25 protein-coding genes are annotated in these 21,258 nt (G+C 62.3%); 8 read left to right on the forward strand and 17 right to left on the reverse strand.

Annotated elements, in window-relative coordinates; translation table 11 throughout:
- Positions 1-69 precede the first annotated feature (69 nt).
- From AC1XDK_RS03375 to AC1XDK_RS03390, 4 genes are read left to right on the forward strand one after another with little or no spacing between them, the layout of a single operon-like run.
- On the forward strand, positions 70-345 hold the full coding sequence (locus tag AC1XDK_RS03375; RefSeq protein ID WP_483348354.1) for a 4a-hydroxytetrahydrobiopterin dehydratase: 276 nt from the start codon (positions 70-72) through the stop codon (positions 343-345).
- On the forward strand, positions 345-716 hold the full coding sequence (gene lwrS / locus AC1XDK_RS03380) for an LWR-salt protein (protein ID WP_483348355.1): 372 nt from the start codon (positions 345-347) through the stop codon (positions 714-716). The genes AC1XDK_RS03375 and lwrS overlap by 1 nt, the downstream gene beginning before the upstream one ends.
- A gap of 38 nt (positions 717-754) precedes the next feature.
- Positions 755-1,228: a pyruvoyl-dependent arginine decarboxylase gene (locus tag AC1XDK_RS03385; RefSeq protein WP_483348356.1), complete on the forward strand. Its 474-nt coding sequence runs from the start codon at positions 755-757 to the stop codon at positions 1,226-1,228.
- A gap of 57 nt (positions 1,229-1,285) precedes the next feature.
- A complete protein-coding gene (locus AC1XDK_RS03390; protein ID WP_483348357.1) occupies positions 1,286-1,681 on the forward strand; it encodes a DUF5811 family protein in 396 nt (131 codons plus the stop codon).
- Here the strand turns inward: AC1XDK_RS03390 and AC1XDK_RS03395 are convergent.
- Both AC1XDK_RS03395 and infB read right to left on the reverse strand, forming a co-directional pair.
- Positions 1,662-1,892 carry a DUF8015 family protein gene (locus AC1XDK_RS03395; protein ID WP_483348358.1) on the reverse strand — a complete coding sequence of 77 codons (231 nt, stop codon included), beginning with the start codon at positions 1,890-1,892 and terminating at the stop codon, positions 1,662-1,664. The genes AC1XDK_RS03390 and AC1XDK_RS03395 overlap by 20 nt on opposite strands.
- An 82-nt stretch (positions 1,893-1,974) precedes the next feature.
- The gene (gene infB / locus AC1XDK_RS03400) at positions 1,975-3,780 is read right to left on the reverse strand and encodes a translation initiation factor IF-2 (RefSeq protein WP_483348359.1); all 1,806 of its coding nucleotides are present in this window, start codon (positions 3,778-3,780) and stop codon (positions 1,975-1,977) included.
- A 161-nt stretch (positions 3,781-3,941) separates the two neighbouring features.
- Here infB and AC1XDK_RS03405 point away from each other — a divergent pair, with 161 nt between their 5' ends.
- Together AC1XDK_RS03405 and AC1XDK_RS03410 are read left to right on the forward strand one after the other, a co-directional pair.
- Positions 3,942-4,187, forward strand: a complete 246-nt coding sequence (locus AC1XDK_RS03405) for a PRC-barrel domain-containing protein (protein ID WP_483348360.1) — start codon at positions 3,942-3,944, stop codon at positions 4,185-4,187.
- Positions 4,188-4,646, forward strand: coding sequence for an NOB1 family endonuclease (locus AC1XDK_RS03410; protein ID WP_483348361.1), 459 nt, complete (start codon positions 4,188-4,190; stop codon positions 4,644-4,646).
- A gap of 35 nt (positions 4,647-4,681) precedes the next feature.
- Here AC1XDK_RS03410 and AC1XDK_RS03415 read toward each other — a convergent pair whose 3' ends face one another.
- The 5 genes from AC1XDK_RS03415 to pepF form a co-directional block, all read right to left on the reverse strand.
- Complete coding sequence (locus AC1XDK_RS03415; protein ID WP_483348362.1) at positions 4,682-5,443, reverse strand: CPBP family intramembrane glutamic endopeptidase; 762 nt, start codon at positions 5,441-5,443, stop codon at positions 4,682-4,684.
- Between the two features lie 42 nt (positions 5,444-5,485).
- On the reverse strand, positions 5,486-6,166 hold the full coding sequence (locus AC1XDK_RS03420) for a BGTF surface domain-containing protein (protein WP_483348363.1): 681 nt from the start codon (positions 6,164-6,166) through the stop codon (positions 5,486-5,488).
- Positions 6,167-6,272: 106 nt separating this feature from the next.
- Positions 6,273-7,565, reverse strand: coding sequence for a glucose-6-phosphate isomerase (locus AC1XDK_RS03425; RefSeq protein WP_483348364.1), 1,293 nt, complete (start codon positions 7,563-7,565; stop codon positions 6,273-6,275).
- Between the two features lie 403 nt (positions 7,566-7,968).
- Positions 7,969-9,192 carry a proteasome-activating nucleotidase Pan2 gene (gene pan2, locus AC1XDK_RS03430; RefSeq protein ID WP_483348365.1) on the reverse strand — a complete coding sequence of 408 codons (1,224 nt, stop codon included), beginning with the start codon at positions 9,190-9,192 and terminating at the stop codon, positions 7,969-7,971.
- 152 nt (positions 9,193-9,344) lie between these two features.
- The gene (gene pepF, locus AC1XDK_RS03435) at positions 9,345-11,135 is read right to left on the reverse strand and encodes an oligoendopeptidase F (protein WP_483348366.1); all 1,791 of its coding nucleotides are present in this window, start codon (positions 11,133-11,135) and stop codon (positions 9,345-9,347) included.
- Positions 11,136-11,232: 97 nt separating this feature from the next.
- Between pepF and AC1XDK_RS03440 the strand changes: the two genes are divergently transcribed.
- Positions 11,233-12,567 carry a M28 family peptidase gene (locus AC1XDK_RS03440; RefSeq protein WP_483348367.1) on the forward strand — a complete coding sequence of 445 codons (1,335 nt, stop codon included), beginning with the start codon at positions 11,233-11,235 and terminating at the stop codon, positions 12,565-12,567.
- On the opposite strand, the gene AC1XDK_RS03445 is transcribed toward AC1XDK_RS03440, so the two are convergent.
- The 6 genes from AC1XDK_RS03445 to AC1XDK_RS03470 all read right to left on the reverse strand — a co-directional run bounded on the left by AC1XDK_RS03445 (position 12,564) and on the right by AC1XDK_RS03470 (position 16,415).
- Positions 12,564-12,800 (reverse strand): hypothetical protein, encoded by a 237-nt coding sequence (locus tag AC1XDK_RS03445; protein WP_483348368.1) that lies wholly within the window; start codon positions 12,798-12,800, stop codon positions 12,564-12,566. The two genes, AC1XDK_RS03440 and AC1XDK_RS03445, sit on opposite strands and share 4 nt — an antisense overlap.
- A 31-nt stretch (positions 12,801-12,831) precedes the next feature.
- The gene (truA, locus tag AC1XDK_RS03450) at positions 12,832-13,623 is read right to left on the reverse strand and encodes a tRNA pseudouridine(38-40) synthase TruA (protein ID WP_483348369.1); all 792 of its coding nucleotides are present in this window, start codon (positions 13,621-13,623) and stop codon (positions 12,832-12,834) included.
- Positions 13,624-13,758: 135 nt separating this feature from the next.
- Entirely contained in the window at positions 13,759-14,358 is a 600-nt protein-coding gene (locus AC1XDK_RS03455; protein ID WP_483348370.1) for a DUF7411 family protein, read from the reverse strand.
- 1 nt (position 14,359) lies between these two features.
- Entirely contained in the window at positions 14,360-14,701 is a 342-nt protein-coding gene (locus AC1XDK_RS03460; RefSeq protein ID WP_483348371.1) for a DNA-binding protein, read from the reverse strand.
- A 139-nt stretch (positions 14,702-14,840) separates the two neighbouring features.
- Complete coding sequence (locus AC1XDK_RS03465; RefSeq protein ID WP_483348372.1) at positions 14,841-15,296, reverse strand: 30S ribosomal protein S19e; 456 nt, start codon at positions 15,294-15,296, stop codon at positions 14,841-14,843.
- Between the two features lie 69 nt (positions 15,297-15,365).
- Entirely contained in the window at positions 15,366-16,415 is a 1,050-nt protein-coding gene (locus tag AC1XDK_RS03470; protein ID WP_483348373.1) for a lysylphosphatidylglycerol synthase transmembrane domain-containing protein, read from the reverse strand.
- An 80-nt stretch (positions 16,416-16,495) separates the two neighbouring features.
- Here AC1XDK_RS03470 and thiL point away from each other — a divergent pair, with 80 nt between their 5' ends.
- Positions 16,496-17,395, forward strand: coding sequence for a thiamine-phosphate kinase (gene thiL / locus AC1XDK_RS03475; RefSeq protein WP_483348374.1), 900 nt, complete (start codon positions 16,496-16,498; stop codon positions 17,393-17,395).
- A gap of 92 nt (positions 17,396-17,487) precedes the next feature.
- Here thiL and AC1XDK_RS03480 read toward each other — a convergent pair whose 3' ends face one another.
- From AC1XDK_RS03480 to AC1XDK_RS03495, 4 genes are all read right to left on the reverse strand, one after another.
- Positions 17,488-18,609 (reverse strand): site-2 protease family protein, encoded by a 1,122-nt coding sequence (locus AC1XDK_RS03480; protein WP_483348375.1) that lies wholly within the window; start codon positions 18,607-18,609, stop codon positions 17,488-17,490.
- A 34-nt stretch (positions 18,610-18,643) separates the two neighbouring features.
- Entirely contained in the window at positions 18,644-19,597 is a 954-nt protein-coding gene (locus AC1XDK_RS03485) for an AEC family transporter (RefSeq protein WP_483348376.1), read from the reverse strand.
- 358 nt (positions 19,598-19,955) lie between these two features.
- Positions 19,956-20,207: a DUF7123 family protein gene (locus AC1XDK_RS03490; protein ID WP_483348377.1), complete on the reverse strand. Its 252-nt coding sequence runs from the start codon at positions 20,205-20,207 to the stop codon at positions 19,956-19,958.
- A gap of 242 nt (positions 20,208-20,449) precedes the next feature.
- Entirely contained in the window at positions 20,450-21,256 is an 807-nt protein-coding gene (locus tag AC1XDK_RS03495; RefSeq protein ID WP_483348378.1) for a molybdopterin synthase, read from the reverse strand.
- Between the last annotated feature and the right edge of the window lie 2 nt (positions 21,257-21,258).

Below are 21,258 nucleotides of genomic sequence, written 5' to 3' on the forward strand. Positions count from 1 at the left end.
CGCCGAACGCTCGACCGTCGTAAAAGCTGGGCGAGTGCCTTTATTTACATTCCTCCCGTCACGGGTCATATGGCGAATTTGCTCTCGGACGATGAGATAGAACAGCAGAAACCGGACGACTGGGAGCGCGAGGGTGACGAAATCGTTCGCACGTACGAGTTCGACGAGTATCTGGACGGCGTCTCGTTCGCCACGGAGGTCGGCGAAGTCGCGGAAGAGGAGTTCCATCATCCCGAGATGGTCATCGGGTACAAGGAAGTCGAGGTTCGGTTGACGAGTCACGAGGAGGGCGGCATCACGGACGACGACGTGGAGATGGCGGAGCGGTTCGACGACCTGCGCTGATGGACGCCCGCTACGTCTTCGCTGTTCGGTTCCGCCTCGAACCGGACGTCTCGGGGGTCAGTCTCGACCCGCAGGAGTTCGAGACGCGGTTGTACCGCCGCGCCGACCCGCCGGGAGAGGACGGATGGAAGTTCTTCCGGGACAACCTCTGGCGCGGGAACATCGGCGACGAACGCTACTTTCGGAAGTTGACGAGCGAGGCGCTCGGCGTCCCCGTGACGAGCGTCGAGTATCGCGCCTTCGAGACGAACGAGGAGTATTACGACGCGCTGAAGGCCGAAATCGCCGAGGATTTGGCGGCGTTCAAGGCGGATTCGGTGTCGGAAGTGGTCTCGAAGTACCTCGGGAGTTCGGTCGAAGTCGAGCGCTAATCGACAGACCCTTTCCCACGACGGACCGACCACCGAACATGAGCACGATTCGGGTCGTCTGGGGAACCGCGAGCGGACCGACGAGGATGTCGTCGTACGACGCCGCACTGGCGGAGGCGAACGTTCACAACTACAACCTCGTCTCCGTCTCGTCGGTCATCCCCGCCGACACGCCGGTCGAAACGGTCGGGACCGCACCCGACCTCGGACCCGCCGGAAATCGCCTGACAGTGGTAGAGGCACGCGCGACGCGCGCCGGACCGGGACACGTCTCGGCCGGATTGGGATGGACGGAAAGCGACGGTGCGGGACTGTTCTACGAAGCCTCCGGCGACACCGACGCGACGGAAATCGACGAACGCGTCCGGGCGGGATTGGACGCGGGCCGCGACCTGCGCGACTGGAATTTTTCGGGCGAGGAGACGAAAATCGTCAGCACCGACGCCGAATCCGGCACGTACGTCACCGCCCTCGTCCTCGCGGTGTACGGCGAAAGCGAGCCGATTTGTTAGTTTCCGGGGACGACGGGTTTATACGGCACTCCCCCTTATCAAAGGGCAGTAGACCGCATGAATGGAAATACTCCCTACGCTGGCACCCCCGACGTGACGCCTGCCGGACAGCAAGCGGCCGTCGATATCGATGAACTTACTCCCGAGCAGCGGCGCCACCTACGGAATAGCGTTGCGGATATCGCAACGCTGACTCGCAAGTACCTCCCCGAGGAGTACGTCATCGGTTCGCAGGTGACGAACAGCCTCACCGGTCCGCAGGCGTCCGTGTCGGTGCAACCACCCGTCGGCCACATCGTCAGCGCCGGGTTCGAACCGGAACAACACGAACTCGACGACGACGAACTCATCGACGCGAAAGAGCGCGACGAAGTCGCCCGGGGTCTCGCGGCCAGCGCCGCCCTGCAAGTCAAGCAGGCAATCGAGGACAAAATCACGCCGACCGCCCGCTAGGCGGTCGGTTGGACGGCGGTCGATTGAACATCGCGTCGGCGATGAAGCCTGCCGATACGATGCTTGCGACGGTTATTCCGAGGTGAAATGAAATCGAGAGCGTCGCCGCCGCAACCAACCCGACGAGCAACACGGACGGCACGGCGAGCAAAACGAGGTCGTAGTACGAAACCGGCCAGCGGGCGATACGTCTGTCGAATCGGTTTCTCACACGCACGATTCATCCCTCCGGAAGAAACTATTACCGCGAAAAACTAAAGCGTAACTCCCGTACCGTGCCGTCCACGTCGGGTTTACTTGCCCCAGAACGGGTCGCGTTTGCGCTGCTTGTCGAGATACATCCGAAGCGCTTCCAGTTCGTCGCCGGGAATGTCGTCCGATAGCTCCTGTTCCAGAATCTTGGCGTGTTTCTCTGGGAGTTCCACCCACAACTCGTCGCCCTCGTCTATCTGCCGACCGACCGTCGGACCGTCGATGGCGACACTGACACGGCTTCCCGCGCGGGCCTCGTCCACGTCCTCGCCCTGCTCCTGAATCCCCTTGATGCTGCCGACGCGCTTCGGTTCGTTCGCCTCGAACTTGGCGGCGAAGGAGTTGTTTCGCACCGTACCCGACATGACTTCGACGCCGACGACCGCCGGGTCGTTCTGTCGGAACACGTGGTCTTCGAGGATACGGAAACGGGCCGGGCGGGTGATGTTGTCGAGGACGGTCTGTTGCTGGGCGCGCTCCATCTCGTCCACGTACTCCTCGTACTCCTCGATGAGTTGGTAGATGACGTCGCTGTCGAACAGTCGGACGTCACGCTGTTCCGCCTCCTCCGCGGCGTCGGCGAGTACGTCCACGTTGAACGCCAGAATCGTCTCGTGTTTCCGTTCGTCCGCCGTCGTCGCAAAGCGGATGTCCCGCGGGGCCACGTCGCCTACCTCCGCGCGCATGACCGGGATTTCTTCCTCTTCGAGCGTACTCACGATGGCTTCGAGGCTGCCGAGGGTGTCCGCCTTCACGACGATACCCTCCTCCTGCGTGCTGACCTCGACTTCCGCGAGTTCCGCTTGGACCTCCTCGATGACGTCCTCGATTTCGCGGTCACGGACGACGCGGACGGGCGCACCCGCCATCGCGTCATCTAAATTCGGTGCCGCTATCTTCACCCCGGCCGCCGCCGCGATGGAATCGACCTTCTCGAACCGGTCTTCGGTTCGGATTTCGGCCAGCGGTCGTGGTTTCAAGAGGGCGCGGACGTCCGTCACGATGGGTTCGTTCATCCCACCGACGACGATGGTCTCGTCGGTTCGGATGGTGCCGTCGTACAGCACCACGTCGAGAGTCGTCCCGAATCCCTTCTCCTCTTTGACTTCGAGGACGGTTCCGGCACCCGGACCAGTCACGTCTATCTCCATGTCCTCGCGCATGTAGCGCTGGGCCAATCCCATCAACACCGTGAGTACGTCGGGGACGCCCTCACCCGTCTCCGCGCTGACGGGGACGACGCCGATGTTGTTCTGGAAGTTCTGCACACGCCAGTAGAGGTCCGCCGAGAAGCCCGCGTCGCTGAGTTCGCCGATGAGTTCGTATAGGCTACTGTCGAGCGTCGAACGCGCCCGGTCGCTTTGGGCGTCGTACGTCTGCTTGACCGGAGCGTCCATCTCGGGGTTCCATCCCGGCGTCGTGTCTATCTTGTTCGCGGCGACGATGAACGGCGTCTGTGACTGTTTGAGGATGTTGATGGCTTCCACCGTCTGTGGCTGGAAGCCGTCGTTTACGTCCACCACGAGGATGGCGATGTCCGCGAGTGCCCCGCCTCGCGAGCGAAGGGTCGTAAACGAATGGTGACCGGGGGTGTCGATGAACAGCAGCCCCGGCAGGTCGAAGTCGTCCGGGTTGACCAGTTTCCCGGCGACTTTCGACACCACGTCGAGCGGCACGGCCGTCGCGCCGATGTGTTGTGTAATCGCTCCCGCCTCGCCCTCGATGACCGTCGAGCCGCGAATCTTGTCGAGCAGGCTGGTCTTGCCGTGGTCGACGTGACCGAGGACTGCGACGATGGGAGTCCTGAGGGATCGAGTTTCCGTTTCGTGTGTATCTGTGTCCGACATACCTACCACCCGGGAGAAGTTCTTATCACAGAACAGCCCCGCACGGCATTTAACTCCATCGCCACGCTCGTCCGGCCGTCCGCCGATTCGCCGGACATTCCGTCGAAGCGGACGGCTACTCCCCGTGGAGTTTATGTAGTAGCGGTCGGTAATCACCTCGTATGCCGAGCATACTCGCGGAAAATCTCTCGGGAAAGGCCGTCATGGGTTCTGACGGTACGGAACTGGGAATGCTCTACAACATCACGATGAACCTGAAGACGGGGGGGCTGTCGAGCCTCGTCGTCGAACCCGACGAACAGCTCGATACAGACACCGTCGACCTCGACATCAACGAAGACGGTCATTTCGAACTACCCGTAAACCGAGTGCAAGCGGTTAAAGACTACATCGTCGTTCAGCGGTAAATGTACGTTTTAGACTCCTCAGCCTTCATCAACGAGTATCACACCACCCAACAGACAGCGTCGATTCCGATGGTTCAGGAGGAACTCGAAGGCGAACACGCCTTCCGATTCGACGCCATGGAGGGTTCGGGAATGCACATTCACATCCCCCGCGACGACGCCGTCGAGAAGGTGCAGCGGGCGGCGGACCACACGGGCGATTTGGACGTGCTCTCGGATACCGACATCCGACTCGTCGCGTCCGCGTTCGAACTCGATGGAACCCTCGTCACCGACGATTACGCGATGCAGAACGTCGCCGACCGATTGGACGTGACCGTCGAGGTCATCGCACAGGACGGTATCGAGGAACAACGCGACTGGTCGTTCCAGTGTTCGGGTTGCGGTCGGGAGTTCGACGAGAACAAGGACCGGTGTCCCATCTGTGGCAGTCCGCTCTCGCGGAAGAATCCCAACTGACTGGACGAGACGACGCAGTCCACGTTCGACCGAACTCAGCCAGCGAACTGGAGATACATCACTGCGAACAGGATGGCGTCGAACGTCCCGTGGACGAGCGCCGACGCCGTGAGGTTCCCCGTTTTCAGATACACCGTTCCGAGGACGAGCGAGAGGAAGAAAATGACGAGGAGCGTCCCCGCCAGTTCGAGGGGCGTCGAACCTGTCGCGTAAGCGAGGACGTGGGCGAGCGCGAACACGATGCTCGCGACGACGACGGCACCGTAATCCGAGAAGGAGTCGTACAGCGACTTCTGGATGATGTTTCGATACAGCAACTCCTCGCACGGGCCGATGACGAGCCACGAGAGGGGGACGAAAAGCAAGAGGATGGCCGGGTTGCCGTTTTTCGCCTGTTGCTCGACGCTGTGACTCGCCGTCTGGACGCCGAGTTGAGTCAGCAGGAACGACAACAGGAACATCACGAGGAAGATTGCGACGATTCCCGCGGCAGTGTAGCCGAGGTCACGCCGAGTCGGGATTTTGAAATCGAGATAGGAGCGACCCAATCCCCGCCCGGCGAGGAAGAGGACGGCGACGGTCCCCGTTCCGAGGCCCAACGAAACGATACTGAGACCGGATTGAACCATGGTCCCGACCCGACCACCGGCGAGAACGAGAAGAATCGACGCCCAGACGGAGATGGCGAGCAGCCCCGAAAATCCGAGCGCACCGCTTTGAAGTACTGCACGCACCATCTCCCCGAGCGATGTCGGGTTCGAAGACTCGCCGACGCCTGTCGCGGTACCGTCTTCCATGTCGGAACGATGCGTCCACGACGGTAAATGTTCTCCGACCGATCAGTCGGTTCGACGCAGCAAGCCGAAACCCGAAAGCCCGACGAGCGCGAGGAGGACGCCGAATCCCGGTTGCCCCTCACTCTCGGTTCGTTCGTCCGCCGCCTTTTCGAGGTCCGTGCTGAGGGTTCGAGTGGTGGTTCCGACCGCTTCCGAAGCGTTCGTCTCCGACGTCTCCGACGTCATCGACGTAGTTTCGGTCGTGGTCGTGGACGTTATCGTTTCGGTCGTCGTCACGGTATCGTTCACCGACGTTTTCGACCGGTTTTGGAGGACGCCATCGATAGTGGCCAAGGTGTCGAGGTCCGTCGAATTGTTTCGCGGTAGTCCAACGACGGCGCCGAACTTCGTACCGGGTTCGAAATCGGAGAAGTTGAACACCGCGGCGAACGTGCCGTCGGAGGAAACCGCCACCGATTGGGACATGAAGAACTGATTCGTGGCGTGAATCTGCACTTCGAGGTTCGTTCCCGGGTCGAGCGTAGTGTTCCCCGTAATCGACTGGTCGCCCGCGGCTTCGAGAACGAGGGGGGTCTCCTCGTGAGAAATCGACACCGAACTGTTGTTCGCGGTGGTCTCCTCGTGGTTGAACGGAGTAGAACGTATCGCATCGGTCCTGTGAGATATCCGCGCGGACGTCACGCCAGCAACGGCTGAGAGGAGAACGGCTGCCACAACAACCATACGAATCAAATGTCGCCTGTTCATACTGAAAATGCGCCGTTCGGGGTCCGGCGCAATGGACATACGAGCGAAGTTCGTCGGTCGGTATATGCTTTGTGAACGGCGGTTATTCTACCGTAAGCGTGGACTTTTCTGCAACTTCGTCGGCTTCCTCGAAGTCGCCGCCGCCGAGAAGGCCGCGAGCGGCGCGCTTCCCCCACTCGACCGCCGGTTGGTCGAACGTCTCGACGCTGTAGAGTTGGCCCGCGAGAACGCACGCCGCTTCCAGACAATAACAGAGTTCGCCGAGTCCGTACTCGTCGACACGGTCGATTTCGAGGCGGACGTTGGGTTGGCCCGACGCCGCGAGACTCGCTTCTGTCGCCTCGAACTCGGCCGAGAGGAGTTCCCCGAGACTGCCACCGCCGAGGTATTCGAGGCCGGGGAGGTCGGTTTCGGGAATCGAGCGGTCCTCTCGCTCGGTCGGTCGAACGAACGTCACCATCTTGTCGCTGGGACCGGCGCGGTACAGTTGGAGTTGTGAGTGCTGGTCCGTCGCGCCGAGCGCCCGCACCGGCGTCTGACCCAATCCGTCCTTGCCGAGGCTTTCGGCCCACAACTGCGCGAACCACTCCGCGAAGGTTTCGAGCGATTCCGCGTAGGGCATCATCGCGTTGATTCCCGCGCCGCGTTCGTCCAGTGCGTAGGCCGCCGCACCATAGGCGTAGGCCGGCGACTCGAACAGCGACCCCGAAAGCCGGTCGGCCTCGGCCTGCGCACCGTCGAGAACGGCGTCGATGTCGTGGCCCTGAATCGCGGCACAGGCGAGTCCGACGGTCGAGAGCACCGAGAATCGCCCCGGAACGCCGTCGGGGACGTCGAGTGCGGGCAAGTCGTGACGGTCGGCGAGGTTTCTGAGATTCCCCTCCTCGCCCGTCGTGACGAAGGTGCGTTCCGTCCAATCCACGTTCGCGTCCTCCATCGCGTCGCGGACGACGAGGAAGTTCGCCAGCGTCTCGGCCGTCGTTCCCGAGCGTGAGACGACGTTGACCGCCGTGTCGGAGAGCGAAAGGTTGTCGAGGAGCGACGCGACGTGTTCGGGGTCCACGTTGTCGAGGAAGTAGGCGTCCACGTCGGAGTCGAGTCCGTTCGCCAGCGTCGCCGCGCCGAGCGCGCTGCCGCCGATGCCGACGGTGAGCACCGTTTCCGCGTCGGCGAACGGTTCGACTGCGGTTCGAATTTCGTCCGCGTCGGTCGTTTGCGGGAGGTTCAGCGACGCGTAGCCGTGTTCGTCGTTCGCGCGTCCGGTTTCGATTCGCTCGTGGGCGTCGGCGACGCGTTCGTCCAACCGGGAGAGTGCGTCACGTGAAACGCCGGGCGAGGCAACTGTGTCGAGAGCGTTGCCGAGGTCAACTCGCATACGAAACCCCGCATCGGCGGACGTAAAAAAGACACCTCCTTCGACGTGGGAAGATAGTTCTCGGATGGCAGGTCGATTTCCCGCCGAGAGGGAATCGTCGACAAACGTCGTCGTTTCTCGAATGGACACAACCGCTAGAAAATAGCAATCGACACGAACAACGGAAATCGGCAACCGACTCAACCATCAGAAACCGCCGATGACACAACCGCGGAAGCCAGCATTCTCTCCGGAAAATCTCCGATTTTCCGGGCCGACGATTGAATGGAGACGAACGACTCGCTCGGCGAGTCGTTCGTCAAAATGAAAGAGGAGAGCTTTTGGTCCAGCTTTTACAGGGAGACAGGAAGGGCCAGCGCGAATCGCGCTGGCCCTTCCCTTCGACCGTCGTAAAAGCTGGGCTTTAGTACGCGTACCGCAGGTTCGGTACCGTCGACTGGTCACCCGCTTCCATCGTTTCGAGCGCGCCCTCGAAGTCGTTCATGGTCACTTCGGTCCGTCCGTCACGGATGGCGAACATGCCGGATTCCGTCGTCAGGCTCTCGATTTCCGCACCGCTGAAGCCCTCCGTCGCCTCGGAGAGCCGTTCGAAATCCACGTCGTCGTCGAGATTCATGCCGCCCGTGTGAATTTCGAGGATGCGACGGCGACCCTCCGCCGTCGGATTCGGGACTTCGATGAGGCGGTCGAAGCGACCCGGGCGGAGGATGGCGCTGTCCAGCATGTCGAAGCGGTTGGTCGCCGCGATGATGCGGATGTTGCCACGGTCCTCGAAGCCGTCCATCTCCGAGAGCAGTTGCATCATCGTCCGCTGCACTTCGGCGTCGCCCGACGTCTTCGAGTCGGTGCGTTTCGACGCCACGGCGTCGATTTCGTCGATGAAGATGACGGCGGGTTCACGCTCGGCCGCGAGGGAGAACAGGTCGCGGACGAGTTTCGCACCCTCGCCGATGAACTTCTGGACGAGTTCGGACCCGGCCATCTTGATGAACGTGGCGTCCGTTTCGTTGGCGACGGCTTTCGCCAGCATCGTCTTCCCGGTTCCGGGCGGGCCGTAGAGGAGGACGCCGCTCGGCGGTTCGATACCGGCCTCCTCGAACTGCTTGGGGTTGATGAGGGGTTCCTCGACCGCTTCGCGGACCTCCCGAATCTGGTCGTCGATGCCGCCGATGTCCCCGTAGGTGACGGACGGGGACGCATCGACTTCCATCGCCTGTGCCCGCGCGTCCTTTTCGGTGTCCAACAACCGCTGGATGGTGAACGAATCGTTGACCGCGACGCGGTCACCCGCCTCGATGTCTTCGCGGAGTTGGACCGCCATGTCGGTCAGCACCTCCTGATTGTTCCCGTGCTGTTTGATGATGACGCCGTCCTCGGTCACGTCCTCGACGGTTGCGACGTACAGGGAGGTCGTCTTCAGCATCTCGTTCTCGCGCTGGAGTTTGTCGACCTCCCCCGCGAGGTCCTCCCGCCGGTCGGCCGCCGCATCGACGCGCTCACTGAGTTTCTCGTTGACCTTCGTGATATCCGTGAAATGCTCTTGGAGCGCCGACAGGCGCTCTTCGTCGGACATCTCCGGGTCCAATTCGAGCGTTGGTCTGTCTGGGACGGATGGACTGCGTGACATTTCTTGTTCAAGCGTATGGCGCCACATTAAAAGTGCCTTTGGGTCGCGGGTGGATTCGGAAGGTTGGTATCGGTCGAATATCGACGCCCACTCTCGGGGTTTCACGGGGAATACGGAACAGAGATGACGCGAAACGTGCGGAACCGTCCTTCTCAGAGCAGCGCTTCCATCTCGTCCAACTGCTCCCCGTACACGTCGAGCGCGCGCTGAATCGGTTCCGGCGAACCCATATCGACGCCCGCACCGCGGAGGAGTTCGAGGGGATACTCACGCGACCCGTTGCTGAGGAAGTCGAGGTACCGCTCGGCGGCGGGTTCGCCCTCCTTCAGAATCTTGTCGGCCAGTGCGACGGCGGCGCTGATTCCCGTGCTGTACTGGTAGACGTAGAAGGCGCGGTAGAAGTGCGGGATACGCATCCACTCGCGCTCTATTCGCTCGTCGAGGGCGGCGGGGTCGTAGAACTCGCGTTTCAGGTCGCCGTAAATCCCGTCCAACCTGTCGGGGGTGAGCGCCTCGTTGTTCTCCGCGATTTGGTGGGCGCGATACTCGAAGTCTGCGAACAGCGTCTGCCGGTACAGGGTCGAGCGGAACCGTTCGAGGTACTCGTTGAGAACGTGACGGCGGAAGTCGGGGTCCTCGACGGTTTCGAGCAGATGGTGGGTCAACAGCGCCTCGTTGACGGTACTCGCCACTTCGGCGACGAATATCTCGTACCCGCTGTAGGCGTACGGTTGGGTCTCGCTCGTCAACTTCGAATGCAGCGAGTGGCCGAGTTCGTGTGCCAGCGTGTACATCGACGCGATGTCGTCCTGATAGTTCATCAGGATGAACGGCTGGGTGTCGTAGGTGCCGCCGCTGTAGGCACCGCTCCGCTTGTCCTGCGATTCGTACACGTCTATCCATCGGGACTCGATTCCCTCCGCGACGCGCGACTGATAATCCTCGCCGAGCGCACCCACCGCATCCACGACGTACTCGACCGCTTGGTCGTAGTCGAGGTCCGGGCTTTCGGTGTCGGTCATCGGCATGTAGACGTCCCACATCCGCAGTTCGTCCACGCCGAGGCTCCGACGCTTGAGTTCCGCGTGTCGGTGGAGTTTGTCGAGGTTGTCCCGAACGGTGTCGAGGAGGTTGTCGTACACTTCGACGGGGACGTTCGGCCCGTCGAGCGCCGCCTCGCGTGCGGTGTCGTAGTTCCGGGCGCGAGCGTATTTCACGTCGGCTTTGACGCTGTTCTTGTAGGCCGCGCCGACGGCGTTTCGGACGTCGCTCCACTCGTCGAAGTAACCCTCGTACACCGTCCGTCGGAACTCGCGGTCGGGGTTCTTGAGGAGGTTGACGAAGTTGCTCTGGGTGATTTCCACCGACTCCCCGTCGGGGTCTTCGACCGTCGGGAACGTCATGTCGGCGTTCGAGAGCATGCTGTAGATGTCGTTCGGCGCGCCCGTGACCTCGCCGAACTCCGCGAGGAGGTTCTCGATTTCGGCCGAACGGGTGTGTTCTTTCATCCGAATCACGTCGTCCAAGGCGTGTTCGTACGTCTCTAACCCGTCCGTCTCGTCTATCATCCGGTCGAGTTCGTCGCGGTCCAGTGACTGGATTTCGGGTTCGATGAAACTCGTCGCGCTCCCGGCGCGCGACGCGAGGGACTGGGCACGCGTGGCGAGCGCCTGATACTCCTGGTCGGACGTGTCCTCGTCGCTCCGCATTCGAGCGTAGGAGGCGACCATAGATACCTCGCGCCCGAGTTCGTCCGAGAGTTGAAGCACGGTAAGCAGGGTTTCGCCGTCGTCCGTCACCTGTCCCTCGTACTTCTCCAACTCGCCGAGGCGTTCCTCCACGTCCTCGTACGCCGCCTCCCACTCCTCGTCTGTCGCGTAGATACTCTCCAAATCCCACTTGTATTGGGCGTCGATATCGCTCCGTTCGGGAACAGAACTCATACCATACGTAGAACTACCCCATCCGTAAACGTTGATATTCCGGCGGCAGGAGTTCCGCCAAAAAGAGGTTTTTAACCGATGACGACGGATGGCCTGTATGTCCGAGGAGATATGCGGCGCGCTCGGCGAGATGTGGCAGGACGACTATCCGTGGACGTTTTTGACGAAGCTGACCGAACTCGAAAACAGGATGGGTGGGCATCCCGGTGAGCGACGGGCGGCGGAGTTGGTGGTGGAGGGGTTCGAACGGGCAGGGGCGCGGAACGCCCACCTCGAACCGTTCGACATGAACTGTTGGAGTCGCGGGTCGGCGGAACTCGCGCGGACCGACCCCGTCGAACGGTCGTTCGAGACCATCGCGCTCCCGTATTCGATTGCGGGGGATGTCCGGGGGGAATTGGTGGACGTCGGCCACGGCATGCCGGACGAGATTGACGAAAAAGACGTGGCCGGGAAGATAGCCATCGCCAGCACGACGACCCCGGAGGGCAGTCGGTTCATCCACCGGATGGAGAAGTTCGGCTACGCCGCGGCCGCGGGTGCGGAGGGATTCATCTTCCACAACCACGTGCCGGGACAGCTTCCGCCGACCGGTTCGCTCACGTTCGGCGACGAGGCCGCGCTCCCGGCCGTCGGCGTCAGCAAGGAGTCCGGCGCGTGGTTGACCGAATACGCGGAGAAGGACGCGACGGCGCGATTAATCGTGGACGCACAAACGGAACCGGGAACGAGCCACAACGCCGTCGCGGAACTCGGCCCGGAGACGGACGAGGAAGTGGTCGTCGTCGCGCACTTGGACGCACACGACATCGCGGAAGGTGCCCTCGACAACGGGTGTGGGATCACCGTGGTGGTCGCGCTGGCTCACCTGCTTTCGAAGGTGGACCTCGACACCCGCGTCCGGGTCGTGGGCGTCGGCTGTGAGGAGATCGGCCTGTTGGGTGCCGAAGCGTTGGTCGAGTCGCTCGACACGGACCGAGTCAAGGCGGTCGTGAACATCGACGGGGCGGGGCGGTTCCGCGACATGCGCGCGTACCTCCACGGTTCGGAGACGATGCGTTCGGTCGTCGAAGCCGTCTCCGAGGAGTCGAATCAGCCCATCCTGCTTCAGGAAGGGGTCCACCCGTTCAGCGACCACTGGCCGTTCCTGAAGGCGGGCGTTCCGGCGCTGCAACTGCACAGCGAACCGGACAACAGTGCGCCCGGCGAACGCGGCCGAGGTTGGGGTCACACCCACGCGGACACGCGGGACAAGGTGGACGACCGAAACCTCCGCGAACACGCCATGTTGGCGGCGCTCTTGGTCCGAGAGGTGGCCGTCCGTGAGGATATTCCACGACCGGAACCCGAGGACCTCGTGGAAAACCTCCGCGAACAGGAGTACGAAGAAGGGATGCGGGCGGCCGGTGTCTGGCCGGAGGACTGGAATTAGGCCCGGTGTGTGACTTCGCGACGGACGATTTCCTCGACGAGTTTTCCGGCACCGCGGACGACGAGGTAGACGCCGATAACGAGCGAGAGGAGCGCGAAGAGAGCATACAGAATTATTCCGAGGAAGCCGAAGGCGCTCGCGGCGATACCGCCGAGGACCTGTCCGGCGGAGATGGCCACGACGCCGAGAACGACGTCTATGGTTACGTCCCACAATAGTTCATCGTCAACCATGAGCGCGAAAAAGTGAGGAACCGGGATAAAACTATTCCACGCCGAGACGGATATCGTGTGCCACGCGGCTTCTGCTCCGACGTTCGACGGCGAGGTCCCCGAACACGTCGGTGAGAGTCTTCACCGCGGCGCCGTCCACCGAGAACTCACAGTCGTACTCGACGTGGGAGAGATAGAGCGGATGGGCAGGCGCGCAGGGGACGCCCTCGTTTCCGTCGAGGGGGTTCGACGCGAGGACGGTATCTATCTTCGACATCTCGGCGTCACCGGTCGCAATCGAATGAATCAGCGAGACGACTCGGCGAACGAGGTTTCTGGCGAACCCGCCCGCGGAGAGCGTAAAGACGAGGTAATCGCCGTCCTGAACGACCTGCACGTCGAGGTCCCGGACCGTTCCATCGGTGTCCGACGTCAGGTTGTGAAAGTCGTGTTCGCCCGACAGTCGCTCGGATGCATCCTTCGCCAATCCGAGGTTCGCACGCGGCGCGTGGCAGTGGTAGACGTACTCCCGATAGTAGGCGTCGTGAGTCGCGTGAAACGCGGGAACGACGTCCGTACTCGCCCACACGCGAATTTCACCCGGGAGTTCGCTGTTGAACGCCGAGGGCGTGAGCCACTCGGGGCATTCGAACGCGACCGTCTGTGCGAGGGCGGACACCCCTGAATCCGTCCGACCGGCGGCGGCATAGCCGTCCGGGACGGTGTCGGTGACACCGAGCGCACGAAGCGACTCGAACATCGCGTCCTCGACCGTCGGAACGTCCGACTGCCGCTGAAATCCGTAGAACGGACGACCATCATAAGCAACTCGAAAGGCACGCATCGACACTCGATACAGAAGCCGAGGGTATAGTTCGTCGGATGATACCGCACCCTCACGCGTTCGTTGACAAACCGTCACGAAAAACAGGGCCGACGTTCGGGGACGGTATCGGTGGAATATGGTCAGATGCGGGAGTTAAGGTCGCTCGGTGAATCCCGTAACGTAGGTCTGTTCGTGAGCAGGGAACACCTCGTCTACGGTTTCCGCACCGTGTTCGCGGACGAGGAGGGTTCGAAGTTCGGCCTCGTAGTCGGCCTTTCGAATCTCGTCGCTCGGCCCGGATTCCACGTCGAGCGTCGCCGCGACGAGGCGGTCGACCGCCCCGCGACCGAACCCGGAGAGTGGAACGATGTAGTCGATGTCGTGTCGGTCTTCGAGGCTTTGAGCCTGTGCGCGAGAGACGGTCGGAACGCGGTCGTCGCGGCGGGTGCCGTCCGCGATGGCGTCGAAGCCCATCGACGCAACGGCTTCCAACGCGTGGAGATGAACGTGCTGGATGCCGTTTCGCGGGTAGCCGTCCTCGACCATCCGGTCGACTGCCGTCACCGCGGCGTCGCCGTCGAGTTCGACCGTTTCGAAGTCGAATCCCGTCGTCTCGGCGGTGTTGCGGGCGTTTTTCCAATCGTCCGTCACACCGAAATGGCCGGTGACGAGAGTGACGTCGTAGAAGTCGTCCAGCAAGAGGGCGGCGAGCGTCGAATCCTTGCCGCCGCTGTAGAGGAGTCCGAGTTCCATCTCAGCGGCGCTTGATGTTGAAGCTCTTCTTGTCGGGTTTCAGTTCGCGGAGCAACTCCTTCATCTTCGCGTCGTCTATTTTGCCGTTGATACGGCCGCTCTGTGCGATAGCGAGTATCTGCTGTTCGACTTGGTCCGCGAACTGCGGTTTGCTCATTCGAACCGAGTTCAGCCGCTTTCGCGCGCCGTCGGTCAGATACTGGCGAAGGAGCGCTTGTTTCTGCGCGTCCGCCTGTTGCTGGGCCTGCTGTTGGGACTCTTCCTGCTGTTGTTGGTCCTGTAGCTCCTCCATCTTCTGTTTCCGAAGCTCTTCGAGTCGGTCATCGTCGGGATTTCCACTCATACCTTATCGTTCGTTTACCGCGCACGACCAAAAACAATTACGGAGACGGTCGTTCCGCGAGGAACACCGGTGATGTGTCTCGAATAGTCGAATACGGGAGACTATCGGAGGGAAGATAACCGAAAAGACGGCGGTCAGTTTACGCGTAGCGTTCGAGTTCCGGTCGGTCGAGGTCCGAGAGGACTTCGCCGGCCGTGTCGTCGAGAAGGCTTCGACCCTCGGCCGTGATTTCGCGGCCGCGGTGTTCGTTGGACTGGATGAAGCCTTCCTCTTCGAGTTGCTGGAGGATGGTTCGAATGACCTTCTTGCTGCCGTCGGTGCGGTGGTCCGGTGCGACGGCGTAGCGGTTCGAACCACTCTTGCTTCCGCCGTACTCGGTCGAGAGGCGTTCGACACCGATCGGGCCGTTCATGGCGACCTTTCGGAGGAGGCTTCCCGCACGGACGTACCAGAAGTTCTCCTGTTCGGGCGGGAGTTCGCGCTGTGCGCCCGTTTTCGTGAATTCGGCCCAGTCTGGTCGGTCGAATCGATCCTCGAAGTTGTCGGCGAGCGCGTCGATAAGCGCATCCGCCGGAACGTCGTAGAGCGTCGTCATACGACAGATTTCCGTGCGGCGGCGTTTAAAGCCATCGTTACGGAGTTCGACGGGGGCGAGCGTTTCCCATCAATCGCTGTTGATGCTGCCGGTTTTGGCGTTGTCGGCCTCCAACATCGCGGTCGTGGTGCCGCCGATGAGGACCGGGAGGAAGTAGGTCGCACCGCGGTGGATGATGGCCGCCGCGCTGGCCGTGGGTACCGAAACGCCGGCCATCGGAACGAGCAGAAGGACCAGCGCGGCGTCTACGCCGCCGAGACCGCCCGGAAGCGGCGCGATACTGGCCATACTGCCGATGGGGACGACGAACAACACCGCTGCGAACGGGACGGTGTAGCCGAGCGCGTAGAACGACAGCCACAGCGACACGGACGAGAGGAGCCATCCGAGCGCGGAGAAGAAAACGGAGAGCAACAGTCCGCGGCGGTCCCCGGCGACGCGTTCGATGGCGTCGAAGAACCCGCGTAGTCGATGGACCACCGCAGGCTTCGTCGGCGGGGAAAGTCGCGGGACGAATCGGGCGAACGCGCCGACCACGTGCACCACGCCGTTCGCGATAGCGAACTCGACCTTGGTCCTGTTTCGCCATCCAAAGACGGCGGCGGCGGGAACTGCGACGGCGATCGCGACGATGGCGAGCGCTATCATCACCACCGTGTCGCCGAGCGTGAGGACCGTCGCGTAGTAGGCGACGCCCACGAGCGCGAACGAAATGGAGGGGACGAAGTTGATGGAGTCCACGCTCGCGATGGCCCCGAGGCTGGACTCGTAGTCGGCGTTCGTGGTCCGCGAGATGAGGAGGGCGGCGAACGGTTCGCCGCCCGCCTGACCGAACGGCGTGACGTTGTTGGCGAACGTCGCACCCGCATAGAGGAAGAACGCACGGAGGACGGAGATTCGAATCCCGAGAACGCGGAGGACGGTACGGAGCGACATCGACCACGCGAAGAGCCATCCGAGGGCAACGACGGCGACGAGGGCGATAACTCGACCGTCGGCCATCGACAACGTGGCCGTCACCTCCTCGATACCGGCGAGGGAAAAGATGACGATGAGGACGGCAAGCGCGGCTACGAAGCCGACGAGTATCGTCCGCACGTCACCCAAATCGAGACGCATCTACTTTTCAATATCGTGGGGGTGGCTTGAAGCCAGCGAAGACCGTTCGTCTTTTTCCCCATCGTGAGAGAAGAACGGGTATGGACGAACGGGCCGCGCTCCGTCTACTGGCGGGAGAACTCGACCACGCGGGCGACGACGCGGCAGTCATCGACGGACACGTGTTGACGACGGATATGCTACACGAGACGACGGACTTCCCGCGGGGGACGACTCGGTACACCGCTGGCTGGCGGTCGGTCGGTGCCTCACTGTCGGACGTCGCCGCGATGGGTGCGGACGCCGTCGCGGGCGTCGCCGTCTACGCCGCACCGACGTTCGAACCGGACGACCTCGAATCGTTCGTCACGGGCGCGCGAGACGTGTGTGAGTCGGTCGGCGCGCGGTACGTCGGCGGCGATTTGGACACGTTCGAGGAGTTCACCGCTTCGACGACGGTTCTCGGGAAAACGGACGCCCCGGTACTACGTTCGGGTGCGAACCCGGGAGACGCGCTCTGTGTGACCGGCACGCTCGGCCGAAGCGGGGCGGCACTCCGCCTGTTCGAAGCGGGCGAGACGGAGCGGGCGAACGAACTGTTCCGATTCGAGCCACGGGTCGGTGCGGGACGGGCGCTCGCGCCGTTTGCGACGGCAATGATGGATTCGAGCGACGGCCTCGCGCGGTCGGTCCACCAACTCGCGGAGGCGAGCGAGTGCGGGTTCGAACTCGACGGCGAGTCGATTCCCGTCGCGGAGAGCGTCGGTGAAGTCGCGGACAGTGCGGACGAAGAGCGGGATTTGAGCCTCTTTTTCGGCGAGGACTTCGAACTCGTGTTCACCGTTCCAGCGGACGAGGTGGGGGACGCACGGGACGCATCACCCACGCCCATTTCCGTCGTCGGAGCGGTGACGGACGAGGACGAAAGGTCGGAATCCAACGTCGCCATCGACGGCGAACCGCTCCCCGACCGCGGCTATACGCACGGGGGAGACGGTTAGTAGGCCGTGCTGTCAGTAGTTATCAGGTCGTAGCGCCAGTAGTCGGTGAACGTCGATAACCGAAAAATCAGCGAGCGGCGGACGGCCGACGGTTACGGAATTATCTTGATCGGCGTCGGCGTGAAACACAGGATTCCGAGGGCGAACGTGAGGAGTCCGAGGAGCTTCCGCCGCGTATCGAGGGCGTTGTCGTCGATGGGCGTCGCCGGACCGACGTAGGCGAAGAACATCGAGAGGAAGCCCCAGATGACCCACAGCACGGTCGCGTTGCTCACGTCGAGGACGTAGAAGACGTACGCTGCGAGGCCGAACAGAACCGCGGGAACGAGTGCGGCGATGCTCTCCTGTCGTTCACCGATCATCGCGCGGACGATGTGTCCGCCGTCGAGTTGGCCGACCGGGATGAGGTTGAGGAAGGTGACGAACATACCGACCCATCCGCCGATGACGACCGGGTTGACCGATTTCGCCGGGTCGTCGTAGGTGAGCGGTTGTCCCATCACGGCGGCGATACCCTTCAAGAGGGGCGGGTAGCCGAACTGCACCTCCATGGTGTTCGCGCTGTGCAGCACCGAATCGGGAACCGTCACCGGGTCGAGCGTCAACCCGATTGCGGTGACGATGACGGTTGCGACCAGACCGGCGAGCGGTCCGGAGACGCCGATGTCGAAGAGCGCCTCGCGGTCCGGCATCTGACCCTTCATCCGGATGACGGCCCCCATCGTCCCGATGAGGGTCGGCATCGGAATGAAGTAGGGAAGCGTCGCGTCCACGCCGTGGTAGCGGCTCATTATGTAGTGGCCGAACTCGTGGGTACCGAGCACACCCATGACGGCGAACGCGAACGGCCACGCCGTCGTGACCGCCCCTATCGGGTTCGAAACGGGGTCGACGTGGTACCACAGCGCCCCCGCCCACAGCGTCGAGAGAACGGTGGCGAGGAACAGGAGGACGTTCTTCCACGGAACACCGTCCGGGCCGAGGCGAATCGGTTCGGCGACGAGAACGTACTCCCCCATCCGCGTCGAAAGCGAGACTTCGTACCCCTGTTCCCGGAAGAGCGGCCAGATGGTCTGCATCAGTCGCTCTTGGGTGACGAGCGGTTCCCCGTAATAAACCAACTGCTCGCCATCAGTTCGAACGTCGTACACTCGAAACACCGAGCGCAACCGTTCTAGCGAGGGCCCTGCGTCGGGCGGCTCCGTTGAAGCCATTCGCTCGTACTACGGAACGAACGGCTATAAACCCCTAGACGACGGCACCGGACTGGAGGACGGCGATGAGAAGGGTCAGGACCGGAACGCTCACGAGCGTGCTCACGAAGATGGCGGTGCTCACGTACTCCGGGGCGGTCAATCCGACGCCCGAACTACGGTCGTACTCGATAGAGAGGATGAGCGGCGTCACGGCGGCGGGCATCGCACATTCGAGGACGAACACGCGTGCGACGGTGAGGTCTTCGAATCCGAGGAGAAAGACCACGCCGACGGCGAGAACCGGGGCCACGACGAGTTTCAGCGCGTTCGAGACGCCGACGCGTGCGACGGCCGCCCCGGAGTCGGTGTTCGCCAACTGAATCCCCAGCATGAGCAACATGATAGGGATGGCGGCGTTGCCGGTCAGTTCCAGCGTACTCATCACCGCGGAGTCGGGGGACGGGACGACGCCGAGAAATCGGACGAGTCCGGCGGCGAGAACGGCGTAGACGAGCGGTAGTTTGAACACCTCCCGGACGGCGGCGAGGTTCGACGTCTCGTCGCCCCGCGAAGCGATGTAGACGCCGAGCGTGTAGGTCAGCACCGACTGGGCAGCGATGTAGAGGATGGCGGTACTGCGCCCGACGTCGTCGAAGGCGAACTGCGAGAGCGGAATCCCGTAATTGCCGGCGTTGGGAAACGTGCTCGACAGGACGAGCGCGCCGAGCACGGGTTCCGACTCGCCGAGGACACGCCCGACGAGTTCGGCGACGACGGCCATCCCGAGGGTAAAGGCGAGAACGCCGACGGCGAGCGTGACCACGGTTTCTCCGCCGAGCGAGGTGGTGGTGAGACTGTGAAACACTAACGAAGGTGTCAGCACGTAAATCGTGACGGTTCCGAGGGCACTGACCTCGATATCACGGACGGTTCCGAGAAGAAAACCGACGGCGGCGACGGCGAGAACGGGCAGAACGGCGGACGTGAGCGCGGAAACGAGTGACACTAATCGAACGAACCCGTTGGAGAACTACAAAAGCGTCGAAGGCGGAAAGTAGGGGAAGGGACGGGGTGAAGAGGGGGATTGAGGTGGCAGGACGGGGGAATGGAAGGGGCTGTGAGGGGAACCGGTTCAGGAGTGAACCGTGTGGCGCGGTCGTTGTCAGGGAAGACGAGGGTGGATTGCGTTCGGGAGCCTCGATAGGATTCTCGCGGGAGCGAGGGTAAGCCGTGGTGAGAGTGTGACCGTCGTGTGAACGGTGTGGGATTGGTGGGAGGTGTGGGGAGCGAGGTGGGATTCGGGCGTGGAGTTCGGGAAGCTGTCGGGGGGATTTCGGTTGCACACGGGGACCCGTGAGCCGAAGTTACGCGGGAGCGATGCGCCACGTGGTCGCACTCGTGTACGACCACTTCTCGACCTCGAGTTCGGCACAGTCGGTCAGTTTGACCATCAGCGCGCCGATCTCCTTCGAGGAGAGACCGACTTCGTCGGCGATGAACTTGCTCTTGAAGTAGAGCTCGCCATCGCTCGCTTTCTCGCAGAGGTACTGCTTGAGACGGGCTTCCTTGGATTCCGGTTCAGGGCTTTCGGCGGCGGCTTGGGTGGTAGCGCTCATGTGCTGACTCCAGTTTCACCATGGAACGGGGATATGTTATAAAGGGAGGAAGCTTAGGGTAGTTTCGGGAATCTTCAGCTGAATTGAATGCAAAGCGGCGTGAAAGGGAGCAAAAGGGACGTTTTACAACCTGTTTTAACCTACTCTAATCGTTTAAAACCCCTCCTCGGCTTTTATTTCATAGAAATATCCCGGTATCCGATATCGGTAGAAACCATCAGGGAAGGGAAATATTACGGGCGTTATCGCTCGTGGACCCAGAACTGTTCGTCGAGCGTCACCTCCTTTTTGAATATCGGCACTTCTGCCTTCAACCGGTCGATACCGTCCTTGACGGTTCGAAACGCCTCCTCGCGGTGGCCGGCGAGGACGACGACGAAGACGATGTCCTCACCGTAGTCGATGTGGCCAGTTCGATGGTGCATGAGGACGGTGAAAACCCCGTCGCGCGCTTCGAGGTCCGCCCGAATGGCGTCCAACTTGTCATCGGCGACACTCTCGTACATCTCGAAATCGAGGAACTCGGTCGGCGTGTCATCGTCCGACTCCTTCGCCCTGACGCGGCCCGTGAACGTGGCAATCGCGCCCGAACGCTCCGCTTTCGGGTCGCGTTTCGCCCGTGCGACGAGCGATTCGAGCGTTTCGTAGGGCTCGGTCGTTGCGAGTTCGCGTACGACCTCCTCTACGTCGAGGGCGTCGGGACTGTCCGCATGCACGAGCAGCGTTCCGGCATGGTCCGCATCGCCGACCACGACGTACGGCAGGTCGACGGCGGGAAATCCGGAGACGACGGCGTAGTCGTGCGTCGGTGCGAGCCTGTCGAGAACGTCGGTCAGTGAGCCGTTCGTCCCATGTGCGCGCCATCCGTCGGGGCCGAGTTCGAATTCGGTTTCGGCCGCCGAATCGTCCACCTTCTCGGGGGCGTCGGAAGCGTGCGAGCGCGACGATTCACGTCGGACGGTCCCCACCGTTCCCCCTTCGTCGAACCGCTCGGCGAGTCGGTCGGCAACGGCGTCCGCCCCGTCGCCGACGACACCAACTACCTTCATGA

It is taken from the genome of Haladaptatus sp. HS23, assembly GCF_056892285.1.